Here is a 3,108-nt window from a genome sequence, read left to right on the forward strand (position 1 = left end):
CGACACCGATTAAAAACAGATCTTGCATGACCGGCTGCTGCATTTGCGCGTTGAGCTCAAATAATAAGTCTTGATGACCGGCACGCACCTTATCAGCACTTAACGAGCTGTTGTCATCTTGCGCATAAAACACCATTAAATAATGACGCCCAAAAACATTATAAGAGTGTTCATGACGCACATAGCCACTCCAGCGTGAGTCTTGGTCAATGGCTCTATGCGCCAATATTTTCTCTACCAAACAAGCATAGGTGTACATGGATTCATCGACCAAAATATCAACCTGCTCTTTTGGCAGTGGCGTACCGGCGTCATAACACTCTTTGACTAAGCTATTAAAAAGCTTGTACCACATGCGCGTGTTCTTTTGAATCTCTGCCATCAACGCTTGAGCAAACTCCGCCTGCTCAGGATCGGCAGCTTTTAGCAATCGTGGCTCAATATGCGCGATCAAATTATGGCTAACCAGTTGTTTTTGAACCCCAATCGCCCTTTGGTGAAAATCTGGCGACTGTAAAAACTGAGCAAGTAAGGTTGATTCGTCTTGAAACGCTTCAAATCCCGCAAGCTTACGGCGATGAAAGTCTAGAAATGCCGTCAAATCACTGGGCGTTACCAATTGCTTGAGTATCTCAGTGAAATTCTGATAGCTAAAGACTTGCAAGACACTTTCTTCATCGTCCAAATCTAGTACACAGTCTTCTGCAAAAAACTGACTGCCATATTCATAGCCAACCGCATATGAAGCGGTTTCTACAGGTTTACTCTGTTGGCTATTACGATAACTATTCTGATAGCGGTTTTGATAAAGGTTTTGAGCATTGTTTTTTGTAGTGTTTTTTTCAGCAATCTCTTGATGCTGAACCGAAAGTGCGGTTAAACCAATAAAATAAATCGCTTTGTCTGCCGCTTGGTCAGATGCAAACTTATTTTTAGATTTGTTTTTAGATTCATCTTTATAGGCAAGCGCCTGATCATTCTTCAGATACAACTGAGCGTGTTGTTTAATCAGCTGATTGACAACGTCTTTTCTCCACGTACGCACCTGAGTACTATCAATATCCTGCCTATCTGCCTGTATCGTTACATCGTTGACAATAAGGTAAACCACTGCATTAGAAAACTCAAAGACAAAATCATACCCCTGAAGATATTCAGGGGCAGTGATTTTGTCTGGAGTTAAATCGTACAAAGATAAAAAGCTTTGCTGAATCATTTGCTGCCAAATCGACGCTGGTACTTGCTGAGTGTCCATAACATCCCTATCCATAAGGTCTCATAAAGCACTTGAGACCATTCCGTTAAAAGTACAAAAAGCTTTCTTATGTTCAGTTTAGTCCCAGCGTCGATTTATGGCAAGTAAAGCCGTCTAGCTTTCGAGCTTGCGGCGCATATGCGGGAATAAAATTACATCGCGAATACTGGCCGAGTCGGTAAATAGCATCACCAAGCGATCAATACCGATGCCCTCGCCTGCTGTCGGCGGCAAGCCATAAGACAAGGCTTCGATATATTCTTCATCAAAATGCATGGCTTCATCATCGCCAGCGTCTTTTTCAGCAACTTGACCATGGAAACGCTCCGCTTGATCGGCAGGGTCATTGAGCTCACTAAAGCCATTGGCCAGTTCACGACCACCGATAAATAGCTCAAAGCGATCGGTAATGTCAGGATTGTCATCGCTACGGCGTGCCAGCGGTGAGGTTTCAGCTGGGTATTCAGTGATAAAAGTCGGCTGACGTAATTGATGCTCAGCAGTTTCTTCAAAGATAATGGTTTGCAACTTACCCACGCCAAAGACGTCTTTGACTTGTTGTTTAAGCGTCGTTGAAGCGTATTCTGCAAGATAATCACGGTCATTGATACGCGATATATCGAAGTTTTCGGCATATTTAGCAATGGCATCAGACATCGACAAGCGGATAAATGGGGCTTTTAGGCTAATCGCCTCACCTTGATAAGTCAGCTCCGTGGTGCCCAAAATATCCATCGCCAGCTCATTAAACAAGCGCTCGGTCAAATCCATTAAGTCATGATAATCGGCATACGCCTGATAAAATTCAATCATGGTAAATTCAGGATTATGACGGGTTGAGACGCCTTCGTTACGGAAACTGCGGTTAATCTCAAATACTTTTTCAAAGCCACCAACCACTAGGCGTTTTAGATACAGCTCAGGCGCGATACGCAGATATAACGGCATATCTAAGGCGTTATGATGGGTCACAAACGGACGCGCAACTGCGCCACCTGGGATAGGATGCATCATCGGCGTTTCAACTTCCATAAAACGCTCATTCAACATAAACTTACGAATACCGCTGATAACCTGACTGCGAATCACAAAGGTATCGCGCGTGGTCTCATTAGTCATCAAATCAAGATGACGATTGCGATAGCGTGCTTCGACATCAGCCAAGCCATGGAACTTATTTGGCATCGGACGTAGGGCTTTGGTCAATAGAGTCAACGCTTCGATATGGACATATAAGTCGCCTTTGCCAGAACGACCAATATAACCCGACACCCCAACAATATCACCCAAATCTAGCGATTTAATCGTCGCAAGCGTCTCTGGGTCTAGCTGTTTGCGGGCTACATATAACTGAATACGACCAGTCATATCTTGAATCACGATAAACGCCCCGCGGTTTAGCATCACGCGACCGGCTACATTTACCTGAGTTTTTTCACCATTGGCAATTTTATCTTCGATTTCTTGCTTTGAGATGCCATCAAAAGCGGTTTGTAAATCCTGAGCATAATCCGTGCGCTTAAAGGTATTAGGATAAGGCTGCTTACCTGACGCCTTGATGTCATCCAGCTTGGTTTGCAATTGAGCAATCAGCTCATTCGCGTCTTCTGGGGCTTGCTCTTGATTCGGATTTTGATTGTTGTGCTTTGACATAATACTCTCAAAATTATTAGATAATTAAAGGAATAAACGAAGTAGAATTAAAATAAAACGTTCAAATAAAACTTATTTTTAATATGAAAAAATAGCAAAATCTTTCTGATTGTTGGCGTCCAGCTTAGGGCGTGTCCTCATTTTGAAAATGGTGATAAAAATGAGATAAATTGCCGTCAAACGAGGAAAATAGCGCAAAT

General features: G+C 43.0%; 2 protein-coding genes. Both read right to left on the bottom strand.

The window, feature by feature from the left end:
- A partial coding sequence (locus V7D75_RS14180) for a hypothetical protein (protein ID WP_333615081.1) occupies nucleotides 1-1,270 on the bottom strand: 1,270 nt, incomplete at its 3' end.
- Between the two features lie 99 nt (nucleotides 1,271-1,369).
- Complete coding sequence (gene lysS, locus V7D75_RS14185) at nucleotides 1,370-2,908, bottom strand: lysine--tRNA ligase (protein WP_333615082.1); 1,539 nt, start codon at nucleotides 2,906-2,908, stop codon at nucleotides 1,370-1,372.
- Nucleotides 2,909-3,108 lie beyond the last annotated feature (200 nt).

This window comes from Psychrobacter sp. (genome assembly GCF_036731945.1).
Lineage (GTDB): Bacteria > Pseudomonadota > Gammaproteobacteria > Pseudomonadales > Moraxellaceae > Psychrobacter.